General features: G+C 53.0%; 15 protein-coding genes. 11 read left to right on the forward strand and 4 right to left on the reverse strand.

Features of this window, described 5'->3' with window-relative positions; genetic code table 11:
* Positions 1 to 201: 201 nt before the first annotated feature.
* Positions 202 to 1,800, forward strand: a complete 1,599-nt coding sequence (locus QWY20_RS00910) for an ABC-F family ATPase (RefSeq protein WP_330127157.1) — start codon at positions 202 to 204, stop codon at positions 1,798 to 1,800.
* A 132-nt stretch (positions 1,801 to 1,932) separates the two neighbouring features.
* Complete coding sequence (locus QWY20_RS00915; protein ID WP_330127158.1) at positions 1,933 to 4,452, forward strand: bifunctional diguanylate cyclase/phosphodiesterase; 2,520 nt, start codon at positions 1,933 to 1,935, stop codon at positions 4,450 to 4,452.
* 71 nt (positions 4,453 to 4,523) lie between these two features.
* Here QWY20_RS00915 and QWY20_RS00920 read toward each other — a convergent pair whose 3' ends face one another.
* A complete protein-coding gene (locus QWY20_RS00920; protein WP_330127159.1) occupies positions 4,524 to 5,588 on the reverse strand; it encodes an alkene reductase in 1,065 nt (354 codons plus the stop codon).
* Between the two features lie 153 nt (positions 5,589 to 5,741).
* Between QWY20_RS00920 and ltaE the strand changes: the two genes are divergently transcribed.
* On the forward strand, positions 5,742 to 6,830 hold the full coding sequence (ltaE, locus tag QWY20_RS00925) for a low-specificity L-threonine aldolase (RefSeq protein ID WP_330127160.1): 1,089 nt from the start codon (positions 5,742 to 5,744) through the stop codon (positions 6,828 to 6,830).
* Positions 6,831 to 6,881: 51 nt separating this feature from the next.
* Here ltaE and QWY20_RS00930 read toward each other — a convergent pair whose 3' ends face one another.
* Positions 6,882 to 7,571 (reverse strand): gamma-glutamyl-gamma-aminobutyrate hydrolase family protein, encoded by a 690-nt coding sequence (locus QWY20_RS00930; protein ID WP_330127161.1) that lies wholly within the window; start codon positions 7,569 to 7,571, stop codon positions 6,882 to 6,884.
* Positions 7,556 to 8,539: an amidoligase family protein gene (locus QWY20_RS00935; RefSeq protein WP_330127162.1), complete on the reverse strand. Its 984-nt coding sequence runs from the start codon at positions 8,537 to 8,539 to the stop codon at positions 7,556 to 7,558. Before QWY20_RS00935 ends, QWY20_RS00930 begins: the two co-directional genes overlap by 16 nt.
* A 145-nt stretch (positions 8,540 to 8,684) precedes the next feature.
* Between QWY20_RS00935 and QWY20_RS00940 the strand changes: the two genes are divergently transcribed.
* Positions 8,685 to 9,353 carry a class I SAM-dependent methyltransferase gene (locus QWY20_RS00940; RefSeq protein ID WP_330127163.1) on the forward strand — a complete coding sequence of 223 codons (669 nt, stop codon included), beginning with the start codon at positions 8,685 to 8,687 and terminating at the stop codon, positions 9,351 to 9,353.
* A 13-nt stretch (positions 9,354 to 9,366) separates the two neighbouring features.
* Here QWY20_RS00940 and QWY20_RS00945 read toward each other — a convergent pair whose 3' ends face one another.
* A complete protein-coding gene (locus tag QWY20_RS00945; protein WP_330127164.1) occupies positions 9,367 to 10,224 on the reverse strand; it encodes a DUF72 domain-containing protein in 858 nt (285 codons plus the stop codon).
* A gap of 149 nt (positions 10,225 to 10,373) precedes the next feature.
* On the opposite strand from QWY20_RS00945, the gene aspS reads away from it, so the two are divergent.
* From aspS to tolR, 7 genes are all read left to right on the forward strand, one after another.
* Complete coding sequence (gene aspS, locus QWY20_RS00950; RefSeq protein WP_330127165.1) at positions 10,374 to 12,134, forward strand: aspartate--tRNA ligase; 1,761 nt, start codon at positions 10,374 to 10,376, stop codon at positions 12,132 to 12,134.
* Positions 12,135 to 12,136: 2 nt separating this feature from the next.
* Positions 12,137 to 12,880 (forward strand): YebC/PmpR family DNA-binding transcriptional regulator, encoded by a 744-nt coding sequence (locus QWY20_RS00955; protein WP_330127166.1) that lies wholly within the window; start codon positions 12,137 to 12,139, stop codon positions 12,878 to 12,880.
* Between the two features lie 2 nt (positions 12,881 to 12,882).
* On the forward strand, positions 12,883 to 13,404 hold the full coding sequence (ruvC, locus tag QWY20_RS00960; protein ID WP_330127167.1) for a crossover junction endodeoxyribonuclease RuvC: 522 nt from the start codon (positions 12,883 to 12,885) through the stop codon (positions 13,402 to 13,404).
* Positions 13,405 to 13,413: 9 nt separating this feature from the next.
* Positions 13,414 to 14,034 carry a Holliday junction branch migration protein RuvA gene (gene ruvA / locus QWY20_RS00965; RefSeq protein ID WP_330088333.1) on the forward strand — a complete coding sequence of 207 codons (621 nt, stop codon included), beginning with the start codon at positions 13,414 to 13,416 and terminating at the stop codon, positions 14,032 to 14,034.
* 3 nt (positions 14,035 to 14,037) lie between these two features.
* Positions 14,038 to 15,045, forward strand: coding sequence for a Holliday junction branch migration DNA helicase RuvB (ruvB, locus tag QWY20_RS00970; protein WP_330088334.1), 1,008 nt, complete (start codon positions 14,038 to 14,040; stop codon positions 15,043 to 15,045).
* A gap of 645 nt (positions 15,046 to 15,690) precedes the next feature.
* Entirely contained in the window at positions 15,691 to 16,377 is a 687-nt protein-coding gene (tolQ, locus tag QWY20_RS00975) for a protein TolQ (protein WP_330127168.1), read from the forward strand.
* A complete protein-coding gene (gene tolR, locus QWY20_RS00980) occupies positions 16,377 to 16,805 on the forward strand; it encodes a protein TolR (protein WP_330127169.1) in 429 nt (142 codons plus the stop codon). Before tolQ ends, tolR begins: the two co-directional genes overlap by 1 nt.
* Positions 16,806 to 16,809 lie beyond the last annotated feature (4 nt).

Consider the following 16,809-nt stretch of genomic DNA (forward strand, 5'->3'; position numbering starts at 1 on the left):
ATAAATCGTTGTGGTTAAGCACCAAACGACGCTAAGCTGCCTGGAGCTGCAGAGCAAGGCCCATTGGATGCTTTTACTTGTTTTGGTTCGCATATGAAATGCAAGGCCAGTTCGAAAAAAGTGCAACTTTGATTGAATAAATCCCCCATTTCGCGTAGATTAGCGCCCCTTTTGCTGCAACCATCCGAGACCCTGAAAAGCATGATTTCTGCCGCTAATATCACCATGCAGTTTGGCTCCAAACCACTGTTTGAAAACATTTCTGTTAAGTTCGGTCAAGGCAATCGTTACGGCCTGATCGGGGCCAATGGTTGTGGTAAGTCGACTTTTATGAAGATTTTAAGCGGTGAGCTGGAGCCCTCCAGCGGCAATGTCTCGGTCGAGCCGAATATGAGGGTGGGTAAATTACGCCAGGATCAATTCGCCTACGAGCAGTACAGCATCGTTGATACGGTGATTATGGGCCATGAAGAGTTGTGGCAGGTGAAAGCCGAACGCGATCGCATCTATGGCAGTGCCGAGATGAGCGAAGAAGACGGCATGCGGGTAGCCGATTTGGAAGTGCAGTTCGGTGAAATGGATGGTTACACTGCCGAAGCCCGCGCCGGCGAGTTGCTGATTGGCGTTGGCATTCCGGTCGAGCAACATTTTGATTTGATGTCGACGCTGGCACCGGGCTTAAAGCTGCGGGTATTGCTCGCGCAGGTATTGTTTTCCAATCCGGATATCATGCTGCTGGATGAGCCGACCAACAACCTGGATATTCACACCATCCGCTGGCTGGAAAACGTGCTGGCCGAACGCAACAGCACCATGGTGATTATTTCGCACGACCGGCACTTTTTAAACCGGGTCTGTACCCATATGGCCGATATCGATTACGGCGAGCTCAGGCTGTATCCTGGCAATTACGATCAGTACATGTTTGCGGCTACTCAGGCTCGTGAGCAACTGCTGAACGAAAATGCCAAGAAAAAAGAGCAAATTGCCGAGCTGCAAAGCTTTGTCAGTCGTTTCTCGGCCAATGCTTCCAAAGCTAAGCAGGCCACCTCGCGCGCCAAACAGATTGAAAAAATTCAGTTGGCGGAAGTGAAAGCTTCCAGCCGGGTGAATCCTTTTATTCGCTTCGAGCAGCATAAGCAGCTGTACCGACTGGCGCTGGAGCTGCAGGATGTGAAGAAAAGCTTCGATGAACTGCCGGTATTAAAAGGCGTCTCTGCCCTGATTGAAGTGGGCGAAAAGGTAGCGGTGATTGGTGCCAACGGCATCGGAAAAACTACCTTGTTAAAGTGCCTGATGAGCGAATACCCGGTCGATTCTGGCCTGGTGAAATGGTCGGAAAATGCCGAGATTGGTTATTACGCCCAGGATCATGCCTATTTGTTTCAGCAAAAAATGTCGGTGTTTGACTGGATGTTGCAGTGGAAGCAACCGCAGCAAGACGAGCAGGCGGTGCGCGCCGTGCTTGGCCGGATGCTGTTTTCCAAAGACGATATTTTAAAACCGGTGACGGCTTTGTCGGGCGGTGAAAAGGGCCGGATGATTTTTGGCAAGCTGATGCTGCAGCGGCCCAACATTCTGTTGATGGACGAGCCGACCAACCACCTGGATATGGAATCCATTGAATCGCTGAACCAGGCGCTGTTGGAGTATCCAGGCACGCTGATTTTTGTCAGCCACGATCGGGAGTTTGTGTCCTCACTGGCCACCCGCATTATTGAAATCACCGCTGATGGTGTTCGTAACTTCGCCGGTAGTTACGATGATTATTTAAAAGAGCAGGATCAGCAGCGCAACTAAGTTGCATTCAAACCCGGCTTTGGCCGGGTTTGTTGTTTATGGCTCGACGCCTTTGGTTTACTGTGCTTAGATACAAGCAGCAGCCATTTTTTCCTGGCATTTGGGTGTACCACAACTTCAGCAGGAATTGCTATGTCCTTGTTGGCATTTACCGATCAAACTACCGATTTTAGTCTGGCCCTTAGCGGCGCCCATCATCATCAGCTGGTTTTATTGTCTTTGGGCATCGCCATTTTAGCCGCTCATACCAGCTTTAATTTCGGTCAGTTAATGCGTTACAGCCAATCAGGACAGATCCGTTTGCTATGGCATGCACTGGGTGCTATGGCACTCGGCACCGGTGTATGGGCTATGCACTTTACCGGCATGATGGCGTTGGAACTGCCAGTGGCGGTGGAATACCAGCTTTGGTTGACCTTGGCGTCCATCGTGCCTGCGGTGCTTGCTGCAGCGGTGCTGCTGCAGGTGGTTGCGATGCCCCAAACGAAGTGGCGTTCTATTGGCTTTGGTGGGCTTTTGATGGGGGCTGGTATTGGGATCATGCACTACACCGGCATGGCAGCCATGGTCATGGAAGCAGAGCGCTTGTACCGGTTGGATTGGTTTATCGCTTCAGTAGTCGTTGCCGTGATACTCGCAACCCTGGCGCTAGCGATTCGCCCTCTGTTAAGCCCTTTGATCCGCCAAGCGGAAGTGGTCAAGGTGATCAGTGCCGTGGTGATGGGGCTGGCGATTGCCAGCATGCATTACATGGCGATGCATGCCACCGTTTATTTGGCTACCGACAGCGTGCAAGGGCTCGCAGGATTTCGCATTAGCTCGGAAACCTTAGGGGGCTTAGCTGTGATGGTGGCGGTGGCTATTTTACTGATAGCTGCGGTTGCTGTAGTGATGCGACAGCGGCTTCAGCGGGTCGAACGTCGCAATCAGCATTCTGAGCAGATGGCGCAGCTTTGGGCCCAGCGTATGCAGCGGATATCCGAGCGGGTACCTGGTCTGGTGTATCAGTTTAAACGCAGCCAGGATGGTCACTTTTCTTTTCCCTATGCCAGTGAAGCTATCCGGGATATTTACCGGGTTACGCCCGAACAGGCAGCGGTCGATGCATCGGCCGTGATGGGGGTAATCCATCCAGACGATTTAGATGGCATGCTCAGTAGCATCGAGCTTTCGGCAAGAAATTTATCCCCGTGGCAGTTCGAGTACCGGGTACTGGATGAGCAGGGCAACAGCCGCTGGGTACTGGGGAATTCCGTGCCGGAGCAAGAAGCGGATGGTATCAGTTGGTATGGCTTTATTACCGATATTACCGAGCGTAAAGCTGCTGAAGAAACCATTCATCGGTTGGCTTATTTTGATGAGCTCACCGGGCTTTATAACCGTAAAAAAATTCTGCTCTGCTTGCAGGAGTTGTTGCAGGCTATGGATCAAAATAGCCACTTAGCTTCAGTCATCTATCTGGATCTGGATGATTTTAAACGACTGAATGATACCCTTGGTCATCAGGCCGGTGATCAGTTGCTGGTGCAGGTTGCCAATCGGATGGGGCAGGACATGCCGGCAACCACTTTTTGTGGTCGTTTAAGCAGTGATGAATTTGTGATGGTGTTGGGGCGACTGTCAGCCGTTTCGAGCCTGGCTCAGGACATTGCAGAGCAACAAGCAGAACTGTTGTTGCAGTTGCTCCAGCGACCATTTAGCATCAGTGGTCATCAGTACAGCAGCTCGGTCAGTATTGGTGTCTACGTCTTCGATGCAAAGGAGCAACCTGACGAATGCCTGAAGCGGGCAGATCTGGCCATGAGCTATGCCAAAGCAGCAGGCGGGAATGAGGTGCGTTTTTTCCAGCCTGAAATGTTGGCTGAAGTTGAACAACGTTTTGCCTTGCAACAGGCGATTTGCCAGGCTTTGGAGCAACAACAATTCTGTTTGTTTTATCAGCCCAAGTTAACCAATACCGGGCTCGTTGTTGGAGCGGAGGCATTGATTCGCTGGCAGCACCCGGAGCGAGGAATGATAGCGCCGGCCTATTTTATTCCGTTGGCTGAAGAGTCCGGTCAGATTGAAGCCATTGGCCGCTGGGTTTTGCAGCAAGCCTGTCTGCAGCTTCAACAGTGGCAAAGCGATGCCTTGTGCCAGAATTTAAATATTGCAGTCAATATCAGTGTACGGCAGTTTTACCAACCGGATTTTGTTGAGCTATTGGCCGGCCTGGTGCAGCATTATCGGATCAACCCGGCCAAACTGACGCTGGAGTTGACGGAGAGTTTAGTGTTGACGGATCTGGATGATGCAGTACATCGGATGCAGCAGATCAAAGCTTTGGGCCTGCGTTTTGCGATGGATGATTTTGGTACCGGCTATTCATCCTTGTCATACTTATCCCGTTTACCCTTTGATGAAGTGAAAATTGATCAACATTTTGTCCGGCAAAGTGACGATGGCCAAAAAACCAGAGACTGGGCCATTGTGGAAGCGATCATTGGCATTGCCAATACCTTTGGTATGGCGCTGGTAGCAGAAGGTGTTGAAACGGAAGCTCAAAGGCAACTGTTGCACACCAGTGGTTGCCACTGTTTTCAAGGCTATTTGTTTGCCAAGCCGCAAGCGGTTGCTGATTTCGAGCACTGGCTACATCAACGCCAACTGTGATGTTATTGCTGGTAGTTTTATGATTCGATGGCTTCATTTGTGCGAAGCCATCGTACCCAAAATTTTAGTGTTTAAGCATAGGCTGGGTAATCGCTGTAGCCCTTCGCATCCTGAGTATAAAAAGTGGCGGGGTCTGGTTCGGCCAGTGGCAGCTGCCTGGCAAAGCGCTCTACCAGATCCGGGTTGGCAATATAAGCACTGCCAAAGGCCACTGCATCCAACTGACCGCTAGCCACCGCAGAGCTGCCCTCATCGAAGCTGTAGCCCATATTGCCAATCAGGGTGCCTTGGTAGTGCTCACGGGTGACGGAGACCACATCCGCCTGTTGAATGCCGGCAAAGTCGGCCCGCATCAGGTGCAAATAGGCCAGCTTAAAGCGGTTCAGCTCACTGGCCAGATACTGCATCAGCTCAATTGGGTTATCGTCCAGCATGCTATTAAAGCTATTGAGCGGTGATAAACGCAGGCCGGTGCGATCAGGGCCAATGGCATCGGTCACCGCAGCAATCACCTCAAACAATAAACGGGCACGGTTTTCCCGGGAACCGCCGTAGACATCGTTGCGCTGATTGGAGCCGCTGCGTAAAAACTGATCCAGCAGATAGCCATTGGCACCGTGGATTTCAACGCCATCAAACCCTGCTTCCACAGCATTGAGAGCCGCCTGGCGAAAGGCGGTGACAATGGCTGGGATCTCGCTGAGCTCAAGTGCACGTGGTACTACATAAGGTAGCTTCCCTTCCGGGGTATGCACCGTATCATCAATGGCAATGGCGGATGGAGCGACCGGAGTGGCTCCGTCATTCAGGGCTGGATGACAAGCCCGGCCACCGTGCCAAATTTGCAGGAAAATCCGACCGCCTTTGGCATGCACCGCATCGGTGACTTTACGCCAGGCGGTGATTTGAGCCTCTGAGTATATTCCTGGTTCGCGCCAAAACGCCGAGTTGCCTTCGGTGATCATGGTCGCTTCAGCAATCAGCAAGCCGGCACTGGCACGCTGCGCATAGTAATCGGCCATGATGTCGGTAGGTACATGATCGGCATCGGCCCGGCAGCGGGTCAGTGGGGCCATCAAAACACGATTTGGCAGGCGGAGTTGGCCAAGCTCCAGTGGGGTGAATAAGTCAGTCATGAGAAGATCCTTTGTCGATTACTTTCAAACACTATGGGGGCGGGATCCTTGCGATTAAATTGCATAAAATTCAGTTGAGTGTTCGATTTTTTGATTGTGTCGGGGCTTGGCTCGGGGGACACTGAGCCGAAGTGCCACATAACAGGATCTTCCATGATTGATTTTCGCAGCGATACCGTCACCAAACCCACTGCAGAGATGAAAGCGGCCATGATGGCAGCAGAGCTTGGCGACGATGTATTTCAGGACTGCCCAACCACCAATGCACTGCAGCACTGGGCCGCTTCGCAGTTAGGGTTTGAAGCCGCGCTCTTTGCATCCAGTGGTACCCAAACCAATCTGCTGGCGATGATGAGCCATTGTCAGCGCGGTGATGAAGTGATCCTGGGCCAGGACTGGCATACCTACCGCTGGGAAGGTGGCGGTGCCGCTGTGCTGGGTTCGATTCAGCCACAGCCATTACCAGTGCAGGCCGATGGCTCCTTGTTGCTGGAAGACATCGCCGCGGCGATAAAACCGGACGACCCTCATTTTGCCCGCAGCCGGCTGGTGGTGGTGGAAAATACCATTGCCGGCAAAGTTTTAAGCCCCGAATACATGGCCAGTGTGGCGAAGCTTGCCAGGCAGCATCAGTTGGCTTGTCATATTGATGGCGCCCGTTTGATGAATGCAGCCACCAAGCTCGCAGCGGAACGCGAGCAGGATGTCTGGCAAATGGCGCGCCAGCTGTGCCAGGGCTATGACACGCTATCGTTGTGTTTGTCGAAAGGCCTGGGGGCGCCGGTTGGCTCGCTGTTGTTGGGTTCTGCGGCTGTGATACAGCGGGCTCGCCGCTTAAGGAAAATGCTGGGAGGCGGTATGCGGCAAACCGGCCTGCTGGCAGCCGCCGGGCACTACGCTCTGCAGCATCAGGTGGCCCGGCTGACGGATGATCATAAGCACTGTCAACAACTGGCCGCGGGGATTCAGCAGCTGACAGAGCGCTACGCCTGCTGGCAGGGTAAGTTGCGGCTGCAGCCGGTACAAACCAATATTTTGTTCTGTGACATGGCGCCAGCGCTGGCTGCTGCTTTGTTGCCTTATCTGAAGCAGCAGGGCGTGCTACTGAGTGGCAGCAATTACAGCCATGCCGGAACCCAGTGGCATCGCTTACGCTGGGTATGCCATCTGGATATCAGTGCTAGCGATATTGCCCGTACGCTGGAGTTGCTGGAAACTTTCAGCAAGCAGCAAGAAAGTTAGCTCTGTTCTGCGATGGATGGCTGCAGACTGGCACGAGGTGCTCTTCACTTCTTATTCAGATCCACCTGCTTGCTGCTGACGCGCTGCTGCCACTAACGCTTTAAACAGGTGCCGTTGACGGCGCATAAAGAGTAAAAACTCTGGATGCCACTGTACTCCCAGCAGGTAGGGGTAGCTGGGATCTTCGATGGCTTGCACCAGTTGATCCAGATCCCGCGCCACCACCTTCAAACCATCACCGACTTGATTGATGGCCTGGTTGTGCAGGCTGTTGATTTTGCATCTTTGGCAATGCAGCAGCTTCGCCAGCAACGAGTTACCTTCTTCTAAACACAAGGTTTTCAGTGGCAGCACGGTCCAGCGATGGGAGGTTTTATAGCGATGTTCTTTTAACTGCTGATGCAAATTTCCGCCCCGGCTGACATTTAAAAGCTGGGCACCACGACAGATCCCGAGCAAGGGTTTACGCTGCTGCAAGGCTTGCTTGATCACCGCCATTTCCAGTTTATCCCGCTCCGGATCATACTTCGGGTGAACCTCAGGCTCAGCAGCGTAAAGCACCGGGTCTACATCATGGCCACCAGTTACTACTACGCCATCGAAGCTGACGGATTGTGGGTGTTGGGATGGCCGCAACTGCAGGGGAACTCCACCATAAAAGCGCACGGCCAGTGCTACCAAAAAGCGCGGGCCAAAAGCGCCGCGCTCTGGCCCTGTAATGGCAATTACCGGTTTAGCCATTGTTGCTCCAGTTGGTGTGGCCAGTCTTGCAGAAATTTACCCAGTGGCTTGTTTAACAGCTCCAGGTAGGCGGCTGCGCAGGCGCTGAGTTGGTCAGGATTTGCCACCAGTTGTTCTACTTTAATCCAGCCATTCCAGGCCCGGTGCAGGCCCCAGCCGGCTAGCTGGATTTCCGAGCTGGGCAGGCGGTAATGAAACGTCGGCCGGGCTTTGACCAGTTCGTCTTTGACGGCGGCCTTGACTCTGCTTTCATCCAGCTCCATAAACAGCGGCAAACAATCCAGCGCCCGGTTACGGGTGGGATTATGCGTCAGGTAATCATCGATAAGCTGTGTCAGATCCGGTTGGTAATCTGGAGCCAGAATCAACTTTTGGTAATCTTTGGGGTAAGGGTTGATGTAACTGGTTAAACGACGGGTGACATCGATTTGCTCTTGTTGCAGCAGCCAGTCATGCAGGCAGACAAAGGCTTGCAAAAAGCGCAGCAACACTGCCGGATCCTTGGAGGGGATCTCCGGGTTCAGTTGCAAACCAAAGGCATTTTGAAATTCATCGGAAGAGCCTTTCGCGCCTTGCTGCTGCAGTCGGTCAATAATGTGTTCGATATCCTTTAAGCGCTCAAACGGCAGCGGTGGGCTTACCAGCTCCAGTGGCACCAACTGACTGGCTAATGAGGCCAACAGCTGCTCAGCACTTTGTGACAGACTGCCGGGGTCTTGCTCGGTTTTACCCAGCTCTTTCAGTAAATGAAAATCCAGCTCCACCACCCAGTCACCGGCCAGATCGCCGGTTAAACGCAAATCATAACGCCCTTTTTGCTCAGTGCTCAGCCCCAGCTCTTTCGCGACCAACTCAGCGAGCTCGTTCAGTTCAAGGCCACTGAGTTCAATTTCTACGCCAATGCGTCTGGGCTTACCCTGGTGATTATTGCTAAATGGCAGTGGTAACAAGCGAACTTGTTCAGTCATGGTGGCTCCCACAGGTGTGTGCCGAGTTGTCAGACAAGGCTGGTTCGGTTAGGCTTAGCGCCTATTGGTTCTTACCAGCCTAGAGCGAGCAGTTTTCGATGTCAAATCAAAGGCTCATGCCAGCATGTAATGAGTGCACCACTCAATGAATACCGTACCACCGCTTTGCCCACTGTGCCAATCCAGCCAAACTCATCGGTACCATACGGAGCAACGCCCTAAGGTTCTGGTCCGCGATTATTGGCGCTGTGACCAGTGCGCATTGGTGTTTGTGCCAGCGTCTTTTCATTTGGATGCTGCGGCAGAAAAAGCCGTGTACGATCAACACCAAAACCTGCCAGATGATGCGGGTTACCGTAAATTTTTAGGCCGTGTATTTGAACCATTGCAGCAGCGACTTCAGCCTGGCGCTGCCGGGTTAGACTTTGGTTGTGGCCCTGGGCCGACGCTGGCGCTGATGTTTGCAGAAGCCGGTTTTCATTGTGCCAATTACGATCTGTATTACTGCCATCAGCCTGAGCGTTTAAACCGGCCCTACGACTTTATTGTCAGCACTGAGGTGGTGGAGCACCTAAGCGCGCCTGGCCAGGTGCTCAGCCAGTTGATTGGCCTGCTAAAACCTGGCGGCTGGCTGGGGCTAATGACCAAGCGGCTGACGACGGATGCGGCTTTTGCCAACTGGCACTATACACTGGACCCCACCCACATCAGTTTTTTTGCCGATGACAGTTTCCGCTGGCTGTCTGCACGTTACCAGCTGGACCTTGAGTTCTGCGGCCCTGATGTGGTGTTGCTGCAAAAGCCAACGGCATAACGCTCATTAAGCTTTACCACAGCTCCGGCTGTATGCCGCTGGTTGTTTGGTGTTGCTCACCAGGCCATTGCTTGAGCACCGGGTGATCCAGGCCCAGATCCTGCACAAAAGCACGGCACAACTCAGGTGCGGAGGCATTGTCCGGGGTATGAAAGTAGCAGTAGGGCGTTTTGCCTTCATCCAGCCATTGACGGATTTTAGCCAGCCAGGGCTGGTAATGCTGACGGTTGATGGCGGCATCATCGCAGCCGATAAAACGCACCACAGGCGCATCGGTCAGGCAAATGGCATGCACCGGTAAACGGGGCTTTTTGCGCTGGGCATCAATCAGTGCCGGATTGCTGGCCGGCACCGCAAACAGAGCCCGGCTGTCAAACACCACCCGCTCAGCGCCGTAATCACGCAGCAGCCGGTTTAAGCCCACTTCGTGCTCGGCTTTATCAAAAAAGGCCAGATGCCGGACTTCTACACAGCAGCGGACATCAGCGACCAGTGCATCCAGCATTGCGGCAATCCATGCCAGTTGTTCAGGGCCAGCAGTGGCTGGTAGTTGCAGGTGTACCTGACCGATGCGGCTGTGCAGAGGCTGCAGCGACTGCCACCAGTTTTTAAGCTCTGGCTGGGCATCGGCATTGGCCTGATGGCTGATTCGCGAAGGCACTTTGAGCACAAAACGAAAATCAGCCGGAGTCTGCGCGGCCCAGCGCTGCAAGGCTTCAGGTTTTGGATCGGCATAAAAGGTGGTATTGCCTTCCACAGAGTTGAACACCTGGCTGTATTGCTGCAAAAAATCGGCGGTTTTGCAGTCTGCACGAAACAGGCTGTGTTTCCAGCTGGCATTGGCCCACATCGGGCAGCCAAGGTAGAGCATAGCAGCGACCTTTTGAAAAAAAATGCCATCATAGCAGAGGGTGCGGGCAGTGACATTGCTGTTGTTTTCTTTATAATGTCCCCCCAACTATGCCTGCCGGTTTTCCCTTGGTTGCAGGCTTTCACGACAGTTTTGTAAGGATTGAATGCATGCGCAGTCATTATTGTGGTTCGTTAACCGCTTTGCAGGTAGATACAGAGGTTACATTGTGTGGCTGGGTCAATCGTCGCCGTGATTTGGGTGGTTTGATTTTCCTGGACCTGCGTGATCGTGAAGGCCTGGTGCAGGTGGTGATTGATCCGGATGAAAAAGCCCTGTTTGAGCTGGCTTACACCCTGCGTAATGAGTTCTGTATTCAGGTCAGTGGCAAAGTCCGTGCTCGCCCGGCGTCTCAGGTCAATGCCGACATGGCAACCGGCGAAGTTGAAGTCTATGCCAAAACCCTGCAAATTCTCAGCAAGGCTGCGCCACTGCCACTGGACTCTAACCAAAACAACAGCGAAGAGCAGCGGCTGAAATACCGCTACCTGGACTTGCGGCGCCCGGAGATGACGGAGCGGTTGAAGTTTCGTGCCAAAGTAACCAGCTTTGTGCGCAATTTTATGGATAGTCACGGCTTTTTGGATGTGGAAACCCCGATGCTGACCCGGGCCACGCCAGAAGGTGCACGCGATTATCTGGTACCCAGCCGCACCCACAAAGGCAAATTTTTTGCGCTGCCGCAATCACCGCAGCTGTTTAAGCAGTTGCTGATGATGTCGGGCCTGGATCGCTACTATCAAATCGTCAAATGCTTCCGTGATGAAGACCTGCGTGCCGACCGCCAGCCGGAGTTTACCCAGATCGATATCGAAACCTCCTTTATGACCGCCGATCAGGTGATGGCGGTGACTGAGCAAATGATCCGTGAGCTGTTTCAGCAACAATTGCAGGTCGATTTGGGCAGTTTCCCCCGCATGACCTACGCCGAAGCCATGCGCTTGTATGGCTCGGACAAACCGGACCTGCGCAATCCGATGCAGTTTGTTGATGTCGCCGATCTGCTAAAAGAAGTTGAATTTAAAGTGTTTTCTGGTCCTGCCAACGATGCGAAAGGCCGCGTGGTCGCGCTGAAAGTACCGGGCAAAGCAGAAGCCATTTCCCGCAAAGAGATTGATGGTTACACCGACTTTGTTGGTATTTACGGTGCCAAGGGCCTGGCCTGGATGAAAGTCAAAGCCGTGGGGCAGGGCATCGAAGGTGTGCAGTCGCCGGTTGCTAAGTTTTTAAGCGATGATATTGTCAATGAGATCCTAAGCCGCACCGAAGCTGCTGCCGGTGATATCCTGTTCTTTGGTGCCGATCGCTATTCGGTGGTGTGTGAAGCCATGGGCGCGCTGCGGCTGAAACTGGGTGAACAGCATGGCCTGACCGAGCAGGGCTGGAAGCCGCTGTGGGTGGTTGACTTCCCGATGTTTGAGCAGGGCGACGATGGTCAGCTGATGGCGATTCATCACCCCTTTACCTCACCAGTCAATCCGGATCCGGCGGCGCTGGAGCAAGCACCGGCTGAAGCGCTTTCCAATGCCTACGATATGGTCTTGAATGGCACTGAGCTCGGTGGCGGTTCGGTTCGTATTCACGATCCGGTGATGCAGGCCACGGTATTCCGTTTGCTTGGTATCAGCGACGACGAAGCCGCTGAGAAATTCGGCTTCCTGTTAGAAGCCTTAAAATACGGTACGCCGCCGCATGCTGGTCTGGCCTTTGGCCTGGATCGCTTGGTGATGCTGATGACCGGTGCAACCTCTATCCGTGATGTGATGGCCTTTCCAAAAACCACCACTGCGGCCTGTCCCCTGACCGATGCACCTGGCCTTGCCAATCCGGCTCAGCTGGCGGAGTTGATGATAGAGCTAACCAAGGAGTAAGCATGGCAGGTCATAGCAAGTGGGCGAATATTAAGCACCGCAAAGCCAGACAGGATGCCAAAAAAGGCAAAATCTTTACCAAAATTATCCGTGAGTTGACGGTGGCAGCACGCATTAGCCCTGAAGTGAGCTCCAATCCCAGGTTGCGGGTGGCGGTCGATAAAGCGCTGGCTGAGAATATGACGCGCGATACCATCGATCGGGCGATTAAGCGCGGTGCTGGCGCCAGTGAAGGCGAGAATTACGACGAGCTGCTGTACGAGGGCTATGGTATTAATGGGGTCGCGGTCTTGGTGGAGACCATGACCGATAACCGCAACCGCACCGTCAGTGATGTGCGCAATGCCTTTAGTAAAAATGGTGGCAATCTGGGCACGGACGGCTCGGTGGCCTACCTGTTCAGCAAACAGGGTGTGCTGTCGTATGGCAGCGACACCGACGAAGATGCGCTGATGGAAGCGGCGCTTGAAGCCGGTGCCGAAGACGTGCAACGCAACGAGGATGACTCCTTCGATGTACTGACCACGCCGGATACCTTTTCGGATGTCAAAGATGCGCTGATTGCGGCAGGCTTTGCTCCGGCCAACGCTGAAATCACCCAGGTGCCCGGCACCAAGGTGAGCCTGGATTTGGAGCAAGCGAAGAAATTCCTCAAAATGCTGGATACGCTGGAAGATTTGGATGACGTGCAGAATGTCTTTCACAATGCCGAAATCAGCGACGACGTGCTGGCGAGCCTGGAGTAAGGGTGGCCATTATTCTTGGCATTGACCCTGGCAGCCGTGTCACCGGCTATGGGGTGGTGCACCAGCAAGGCAGCCGCTTAGAGTACCGCTCAAGCGGCTGCATTCGTTTACCTGACGCGGATTTGGCCGGACGCTTGCAAGTGATTTTCCAGGCGGTGACCGAGCTTATCAGCCAACATCAACCCACAGTCTTTGCGATTGAGCAGGTATTTATGGCGCGTAATGCAGACTCTGCGTTAAAGCTGGGTCAGGCCCGTGGTGCAGCCATAGTCGCAGCCACCAATGCCGGCCTGGCCGTGTTTGAGTACTCGGCTCGCCAGGTCAAACAAGCGGTGGTCGGCACCGGGGCGGCCGATAAAGTTCAGGTACAGCATATGGTCAAAGCCATGCTGAAGTTACCCGGTACGCCGCAGGCCGATGCGGCTGATGCGCTGGCTGTGGCGCTTTGTCATGGTCACACCCAGCAAAGTTTAATCAGCCTGGCCGGTCAGGCCCGCAAAACCGTGCGCGGCCGCTTACGATAAGGAACCCTGATGATAGGACGATTGCGTGGTATTGTGCTGGAGAAGCAAGCCCCCGATGTGCTGCTGGAAGTCGGCGGTGTGGGTTACGAGGTGCAGCTGCCGCTGACCAGTTTTTACCAGCTGCCGGAGACGGGCCAGGAGGTAGTGCTTTACACCCATTTTGTGGTGCGTGAAGATGCACAGCTGCTGTATGGTTTTCACAGCGCGACCGAGCGCGCTTTGTTTCGTCAACTGATCAAAGCCAATGGCGTCGGGCCTAAACTGGCGCTGACCATTTTATCCGGTTTAACCGCCGATGATTTTGTCCGTTGTGTGCAACTGGACGATTTATCCACTCTGGTCAAACTGCCGGGCATCGGTAAAAAAACCGCCGAACGTTTGCTGGTGGAAATGCGCGATCGGTTAAAAGATTGGGGTATGGCGCCTGCCGACAGTGCTTTTAGTAGTTTGCAGCTTAAACCGGTTGCAGTCAGCCTGACCGCCTCTGAGCAAGCCGAGCAGGATGCGCTTGGTGCTCTGGTGAGCCTTGGGTATACTCAGCAACAAGCCAGTAAAGCGGTGCAACAGGTGAAAACCGACGACATGAGCAGTGAGATGCTGATCAAAGCCGCCCTCAGGAGCATGATGTAAACCATGATTGAAGCCGACCGTTTTATTCAGCCCACTGCCAGCCGGGAAGATGAAGCCATTGACCGCGCTATTCGCCCTAAATTGCTGGCGGATTACACCGGTCAGCAGCATGTGTGCGAGCAGATGGCGATTTTTATCGAAGCGGCGCGGGGGCGCGGTGAACCATTGGATCATTTGCTGATTTTTGGTCCGCCTGGTTTGGGTAAAACCACGTTGGCGATGATCGTGGCCAATGAAATGAAGGTGAACATCAAAACCACCTCGGGTCCGGTGCTGGAAAAAGCCGGTGATTTGGCCGCACTGTTGACCAACCTGGACGAAAACGATGTACTGTTTATCGACGAGATCCACCGATTAAGCCCGGTGGTGGAAGAAATTCTCTACCCGGCGATGGAAGATTACCAGCTCGATATTATGATTGGCGAAGGGCCGGCGGCCCGTTCCATTAAATTGGATTTACCACCCTTTACTCTGATTGGCGCGACCACCCGGGCTGGCGCCCTGACATCCCCCCTGCGCGATCGTTTTGGCATTGTGCAGCGGCTGGAGTTTTACAAGGTCTCGGAGCTGACGCAAATCATTCTGCGCTCGGCCAGTTTTTTGAATCTGGTGCTGGATGAAGCCGGTGCGACTGAGATTGCCCGGCGCTCACGCGGCACGCCTCGTATTGCCAACCGTTTGCTACGGCGGGTACGTGATTATGCTCAGGTCAAATCCAATGGTCAGGTGACGCAGCAAGTCGCCGCTGATGCGTTAAAGATGGTGGATGTCGATGCCGAAGGCTTTGATTACATGGACCGTAAACTGCTATTGGCCATCATCGAAAAGTTTATGGGCGGACCGGTCGGGCTGGATAACCTGGCAGCGGCCATTGGTGAAGAGAAAGACACCATTGAAGATGTGATCGAGCCGTTTTTAATTCAGCAGGGTTTTATTCAGCGCACACCTCGAGGTCGTATTGCAGCACCCCGCGCCTATCAGCATTTTGGTTTTGACTTGCCCGAAAACTAACCAGCTTTAAAACAGTTGTTCAGATAGCAGCTAAAAAAAAGCCCGCTCAGTGAGCGGGCGAATGCAACAAGTTGAAGGAAGTGCTTCAATAAAATCCAGGGAACATCTACGAGCAATAAAGTGAACTGGGAAAATTCAGCCTCTACCACTCTGTGAACTGGTCTAAAACAGCGAACAAGTCGCTGTAGTTTGCGCTAGCTCAGAACACAGGACGTATTCTAGAGAGTTAGAGTAAAGACTTCAAACGAGAAAAATTGCTATTTTCAGATAGAAATTTCTAATGCTTTATTCATTTGCCGTTCATCCAGCTACTGTATAACGATCTTTAGCATGCCATAGATACAGCTGCATTCTGGTGAGAGCTGCTGTGCTGAGCTTGCAGCAACGCAGGAATATAATTCATGCAAGCCTGTTTAGCCGAAGCTAAACAGTGTGGAAGCTGGTCGCATATTCAGGCTTTTTGAACGCATGGCAGGAACTTGTTTTTTACTGAAAAGTCAGTGAAATGGCGGTATAAAAGTATTTTGCAACATTTATCTGGCTCTGGTTGAGTTCGCGATATGGCTGCCCTATGATAGGCACTGCGCGAAACACCTTAAGTAGCTACTATCAATCCCAGATTTGAATTCTCAGAGGTAATGTCCAGTGTCCGGTGAAATTTCAGTTATAGGTCTGCTGCTTGAAGCAGGAATTATTGTGCAGGCCGTGATGTTAACTTTGGTGGGCATGTCCATTGTGTCCTGGGCAATGATCTTTCAGCGCAGAAAAGTATTGAAGCTGGCCAGTGCCGAAGCAAAGCGTTTTGAAGATAAGTTTTGGTCTGGCATTGATTTATCGAAGCTCTACACTGAAGTCAGTGCCCGTGGACAGGTGACTGGGTTGGAGGCATTATTTAAGTCTGGCTTTAAAGAGTTTGTTCGTTTGCATAAAAACAACCGCCCGTCAGGAGCGGTGATGGAAGGCACTCAGCGTGCGATGCGGGTTGGTCTGTCGCGTGAAGTGGAGCGATTGGAAACGCATTTGCCTTTTCTGGCAACGGTAGGCTCGATCAGCCCTTACATCGGTTTGTTTGGTACCGTCTGGGGTATTATGAACGCTTTTATTGCGCTGGGTGCAGTGCAGCAAGCCACACTAAATATGGTCGCGCCCGGCATTGCCGAAGCTTTGATTGCAACGGCCATGGGCTTGTTCGCGGCCATTCCTGCGGTGATTGCCTACAACAAATTCTCGCATCAGGTTGAGTTGCTGGAAAGCAGCTACTTCAACTTTGTGGAGGAGTTCTCTAATATTCTGCACCGCCAGGCAGGAAACACCACCGGGGAAGCAGCCTGATGTACATGCGTAAAAAACGCCGCATGATGGCTGAAATCAATGTGGTACCCTACATTGACGTGATGCTGGTGCTCTTGATTATCTTTATGGTGACCACACCGATGCTAACGCAAGGGGTGAAGGTAGAATTACCTAAATCCTCAGCGGAGCCGCTGGAGCAAATGACGGATGGCAACCTGCCGTTGGTGGCTACCGTCGATGCAGCTGGTTTGTACTATTTTGATAAAGATGGCACCGAGCATGGTCCTTTCACCTCGGCCGAGTTGGTCAATGAAGTGGCCAGTTGGTTGACGATTGAGCCAGGCACTCAGGTGATCGTCAAAGGTGACCATACCGTTAGTTACGATGCAGTGATTCGCTTGATCAATTTATTGAAAAATGCAGGTGCGCCGTCGGTGGGTCTGATGACCGATCCGGGGGAGGGCTAAGCTT

The organism is Alkalimonas cellulosilytica (assembly GCF_036325985.1).
GTDB lineage: Bacteria > Pseudomonadota > Gammaproteobacteria > Enterobacterales > Alteromonadaceae > Alkalimonas > Alkalimonas cellulosilytica.